The sequence below is a fragment of the Microvirga tunisiensis genome (assembly GCF_009296175.1).
Taxonomy (GTDB): domain Bacteria; phylum Pseudomonadota; class Alphaproteobacteria; order Rhizobiales; family Beijerinckiaceae; genus Microvirga; species Microvirga tunisiensis.
Map to the genome: position 1 here is coordinate 1 of NZ_VOSK01000386.1, position 5,299 is coordinate 5,299.

Annotated in this window: 4 protein-coding genes and 1 pseudogene; 2 read left to right on the plus strand and 3 right to left on the minus strand. The window is 55.1% G+C overall.

Annotated elements, in window-relative coordinates; all coding sequences use genetic code 11:
• Positions 1–425: 425 nt before the first annotated feature.
• Positions 426–947: a two pore domain potassium channel family protein gene (locus FS320_RS37365; RefSeq protein ID WP_152717362.1), complete on the minus strand. Its 522-nt coding sequence runs from the start codon at positions 945–947 to the stop codon at positions 426–428.
• 150 nt (positions 948–1,097) lie between these two features.
• Between FS320_RS37365 and FS320_RS37370 the strand changes: the two are divergent.
• Together FS320_RS37370 and FS320_RS37375 are read left to right on the plus strand one after the other, a co-directional pair.
• A pseudogene (locus FS320_RS37370) lies at positions 1,098–1,373 on the plus strand (IS66 family transposase); the annotation flags it as partial.
• Positions 1,374–1,446: 73 nt separating this feature from the next.
• A complete protein-coding gene (locus FS320_RS37375; RefSeq protein ID WP_152717363.1) occupies positions 1,447–1,635 on the plus strand; it encodes a hypothetical protein in 189 nt (62 codons plus the stop codon).
• Between the two features lie 961 nt (positions 1,636–2,596).
• On the opposite strand, the gene repB is transcribed toward FS320_RS37375, so the two are convergent.
• Positions 2,597–3,760 carry a plasmid partitioning protein RepB gene (gene repB / locus FS320_RS37380; RefSeq protein WP_152717364.1) on the minus strand — a complete coding sequence of 388 codons (1,164 nt, stop codon included), beginning with the start codon at positions 3,758–3,760 and terminating at the stop codon, positions 2,597–2,599.
• Positions 3,760–4,953, minus strand: a complete 1,194-nt coding sequence (gene repA, locus FS320_RS37385; RefSeq protein WP_338105639.1) for a plasmid partitioning protein RepA — start codon at positions 4,951–4,953, stop codon at positions 3,760–3,762. The genes repB and repA overlap by 1 nt, the downstream gene beginning before the upstream one ends.
• Between the last annotated feature and the right edge of the window lie 346 nt (positions 4,954–5,299).

A 5,299-nucleotide genomic window follows, 5' to 3' on the forward strand; every position in this document is an offset into this window, starting at 1 on the left:
CAGGATCCACCATAGCGAGATCTGACGATGGGTGAGACCGCCCAGTTGCGTCGCCGATTGCACAATTTGACGCTTGAACCGTCTCAACACGAGACATGGCTCAATCTATGAAGGTTTCCAGTGGGTCATGGACTGCCCTTCAGCTTGCCCCCGTGAAGGTCTGCTCACTGCTTCATGTGCAGACCATTGAGCATGCTCAGACCTGGCAGTTGCACACCCAGATCTGGCGGGAGCAATCATGAACCAAGCTCAATACGGTCCTTGAGCTCGGACAGCACTTCCCGGAAGCAGCGATCGGGCCAATTCAGAAAACTGCTACCTTGATTGCAGGTGCACAGGCCAAGCGGAATGACAGCAGTGGATCTCGGCTGAGGTTGGAGGCGGGATGCTGCCGACCGTACCGCAGGATCGCCGAGTGATGGAAGTTACGCAGCGTCGGACTCAGCAATTTTCTTGCGCTCAGCATGGTGCGTGTCGAGTGTCCCGAATTGGGTCATGACATAGACAAGCACGCTGGACGTCCAGCCGAAGGTGAAAAGCCCTGAGACCGCGATGATAGGGCCTAACTGCCGCCAGCTCAGCGGCAGCCGGACAGCACCCTCCCCAAGGGTCGTATAGGTCTCGGCCGCGAAAAAGGCGGCGGCTGAGAGCTCGGGGATGAGATTGAGCCAGTAAATCGGCAATGCCCAGATCATCACCTCGATCAGGTGAACGATGACGAGTTGCGCGATGACGCTGCCGAACAAGAGATTGACCCGCCAATGCGGTGTCTTCGTGGTCACATGCACCCACCGTTCCGAGAAATAGCGGGAGATCCGCCGGATGCCGGCACCATGGACGAAGACCACCACGACGAGGATTGCGACGCCAAGCGCGATCTGCAAGAGGTCGAAGGAAGTGGAAGCCACTTCAACGTGCAATTGTGCCAAGGGATCTTGCGGGATCATGCTATCCTGGTCTTGGGCACCAGTGGACTGCCGTCAAACCCAGCGCCCGTTGGATGATGCGAGGTCAGGCGAGTGTCTGGCTTCTTGATGAAGTTTTCGTTGCCAACTCTGGTTCGATAATCTGTTGCAGCGACTATTTTTGCGTATTTCAAGGGCGAACTGCTGCGGGTGCTCGAGCGTCCGGAAATCCCGCTGCACACCAATGCGTCCGAGAATGACCTGCGCGCCTGGGTGATCAAGCGCAAGATCTCCGGCGGCACGATGAGCTCTGATGGCCGAGTGGCACGGGATGTGATGCTGGGGCTTTCGAAGACCTGCCGCAAGCTCGGACTGTCGTTCTTCGCCTATCTCGGCGACCGCCTCGGACTGAACACGGGTCAGCCGAGGGTTCCGCCGCTCGCCGACCTTGTCATCCAAGCAGCCTGAGGCCCGCCGCCCGCAATCTGCTTTGCTGACGTTCAGGCGTTATCCGCTCATCAGCCTGCCACGGAGACACATCATGCACGAGGACAGTCCCAACACCCGCACTGCTATGGTCCTGATCTTCATGGGGCTGGTACTTGCCCTGGCAGCAGTGCTGTTTGTGATGATCGCTTACGGGTATGGGGAAAAGTCAGGGCCGGGAGGGTTCCCGTCTGCTCAGGTGGAGGGTCGGAACTACCAGTCGGCACGCTCATCCATAGATTGAATCACGAAGGCCGGTCTGCAGAAATCCCTCGCCCCCTGATCTGCCCCGGTTACTCCGAGACCAGCTCGCGCAGGGCTGTCGAGGACAGCGGCTTGTTGGAACGATCAGGCGAGGTCATGCCGGGATTGAATCATGAATGCCCGAAGGGAGGAATCCCTCGCCCCCTAAAATGCCCCAGTTACCTCCCAAAGTCACGCTTCCACCAAGGGCTAAGACTTTGATGTCATTGGAAGTAGGTACGCCAGAGGAAGATATTTAGGGAATGGCTACGGTCTGGTGGTTGCATAAACGCCAGATCGCTCGGCTGCATCGTGAGCTACTTCATCAGAGATCTGATTACGGGCACCTATGTAGGCCTCCTGCTGCCAGCCGAGCCTCTAAAGCCTTTGTTTTCAAAGTACTTTTGTCAGCCTTGGGGAAGCCCTCCCCTCCCCTGCTAGTTAACAAAATGGCTTGAGAGACGTTTGCAAACGATCGATTGAACACAACAGCTGACTATGTACAGATAATCGTCTCTGGATAGCAGTTCTTACTTTAACTCATACCTCCCCTACTCTCTCCTTTGCTGGCATTTCGCATCCATGGACCGACGTGTGTGGAACGAAGGCTGATCCTGTTGAAGGTGAACACCTGCTCTATTCATTCCTCGCATTGGAGCCGAATGGCGTGGTGTAGGACCCATTCACCCGGCGGCGATGCCGGTGATCCCGACCACGTCTGAGGAATTTGAGATCAGGCTAAACGCCCCGACTGAAGCGGCCCTGAAACTTCGGAGGCCCATTTCCAATGGTCGCGTGAGATCGTTGCTGAAGGGCGAAATACGGTAAGCTCGAAGTCGTCGTTGACGAGACCTGAACTGGTTAGAGGGTGCTCGATGTTACAGCTGTAACTAACAGATCACGTGTGGGAGATTCCCTCGTAAGACGAAAAAGGCAGAAGCCTTGGCTCCTGCCATTCTAGTTTATTCCGAGGCGGACTTATCAGCCTCATAATCGCGGTAGATATCTCCGAGCTTCGAATAAAGGTATGCGGCAAAGTCTGGGTCGTCGCGTCTATCAATCTGCACGGTACATTTAGTATCCGTGTAAGTGAAGGTAGCCAGCTTTCGCCCATTTGGATCTGTCCAAACGGCCTGCTGTGGCGCCTCAGACTTCTTTTCAATCAGTTCTTTTGCCAAATAGCTGAAGCGATCATCCGAAGCCTGAGCAAGAAAACCATTGGTAAGAATGATGGATCGGGCCTTCTTGACGTTCCCTGGTTTGGCAATGACGTCCGCGAATTGCAGCCATCGAGGGCGGCCAATCTTTGGCGCACGACCGATGGCGATGAGGATCTCATCAGGAATAGCATCAGTAACTTGCTTGAACCAGACCACCTGCGAGTGGTTCACCGTCAGGGCTTGCTCAACTGCCTTTCGACTGAAATTCAATCGGAGCAGGGTCGAGGCGAATCTAGCCTTCTCTATATAGGTAAGGTCTAGGCGCGCGTTGTTCTCCTGACCTTGCGCAATAATCAGTTCCTCATCCGTCATCTTGCGGATGACAGCACGAACCTTTCTACCCAGCTGGCGCACAGCCTTGAGCCGGCGGTGGCCGAAGGCGACTTGGTAGCGATCAGCGTGCTCCGGATGGGGGCGCACGAGAATTGGAACAAGCTGCCCCTGATCTTCAATCAGGCTTTTGAGTTCCTCTGTCGCCTCATCGGAGCTGTCCATCCGGTCGGCAACAAAGGAACTATCGATCTTGTCAGTCTCCAACTCGACAATAGGCTGGCCTTCCGCAAGCTGTCGCTTGAGTTCAGCGATTTCAGCATTGTTGTGGTCGCGGAGATCGCCCAGAGCAGTCGCGACGGATCCGACAGCTCGAGAGCCCTTCATCCGATCTGCCCAACCGCCGGTTCGGGACTTGGCGCTTGGGGAACCTGCGGGTGTGCTTGGAGCTGAAGAGACATCAGTCACCGGTAGGGCCTCACTCGAGCTCTGCTCAGATAGGGCGGAAGCGACTTCTGCGAGAACGACATCCGGGAAGCCGACGCTATCCGGACGTGAAACGACGGCGAGTTCAGGCATCAGGGAGCGATCGGCGTTCTTCTCAACCTTGAGCATTGCAAAGTGCTTTTTTACCATCAGACCCTCCCCCAAGCCTTGTTGATGAGATGCTCAATTTCGGAGTTCACGTTGTTCATAGCTTCAATCGCGCGGTCGAAAGTCGACTTTGAGAACCTTTCGCGACTGGCCTCATAGATGGTCTGCTTAGTAATTCCTGCGTCGGAGATCGCGGTGCTCTTGACCATGGCATGCTTGCAGACGAACTCGCCAAACATGTCGCGCATGAACGCCACCATTTGGCTCTGAGGCGCATCGCCTGGTTCAAACCTGGTTACGAGATATCTGAACCAATCATATTCAGCGGAGCCCCCTGCCCCTCTGACGACCTCCAGAAGGTCGGAGGCCATCTTAAGAAATTGGCTCATCGACATCACGTCCAGCATCTGCGGATGGACCGTTACCAGGATCGATGTTGATGCACTGAGGGCAGAGAGAGTGAGGTAGCCAAGCTGCGGCGGGCAGTCGATCACGACGATGTCGTAATCATTCTCGATCTCATTGAGAGTGATACCGATCCGCTCGAAGAACATTGGATCATCTGGAGAGCGGTTCGCCAGAGCCGTCGGTGTATCGTGCTCGAACTCCATGACCTCGAGGTTAGCCGGGATGATGTCGAGTCCGGCAACGTAGGTGTGACGAATGATTTCTCGGGGATCTCTCGCATGTTCATCATATCGGATCGATGCATAGATGCTTTCGTTGTCGTGAACATCGAACTCGGGTTGAAAGCCGTGTAGCGCGGTGAAGCTAGCCTGAGGATCTAAGTCCACCGCGAGAACGCGGTATCCATTCAGGGCTAGATATTGAGCAAGGTGGGCCGCTGTCGTGGTCTTGGCAGATCCACCTTTGAAGTTGACGCATGAAATAACCTGGAGGTGCTCTCCAGCCGAACGGTGCTTAACGTAGCGTCGACCAGCCTTGCCATTGTCGTCCAAATAGGCGCGGAGGTCGTGGATGTCTTGAAGGGAGTACATGCGCCGGCCATTGCTGAGAACCTCGGTCTGTGGGCCCTTCCCTTCAAGCGAAAGCTGACGAAGATAAGCATCGGCAACGCCGATAAGTTTGGCGGCCTCACCAGAAGTGAATTTCCGGAGCGTTTTCTGAGCTACCGGAGGAAACATCTTCTTACGCTGAATGTTCAGTTGCTCTGAGAGCTCATTCGCATGAGTGCGGATGGTTTCGAGGCTGACCTTGCGGCTCGGTCCCCTAATCTCCTCCTGAGGAACATGGTCATGTTTCAGTTGTGGGACAGCCACTTCATCTCTCCTAATTACGGATTATCACCGACGGAGCGGTTTCTTCCGTAGATTGGAGGTCCGAGATCCTAAAATAGTGTTAACAGCCCTCTCCTTAGGGGGCTGAATTTTTAGTTCAGGCGTCGTTTTCGCTCTAATGAGCGTGATGAGTGCAGCAGCGGAAGGTGTAGTTAGCCCGGAAAATTCATGGAGGGTTGGCGGGTGTAGCTCAAGTGCCTGAGATGACTTAGGATTTGGTTGTTGAATCCGATCCGCCTCATTTCTGGGAGAACCCACCCGCCATGAACCATTCTACGCTTCC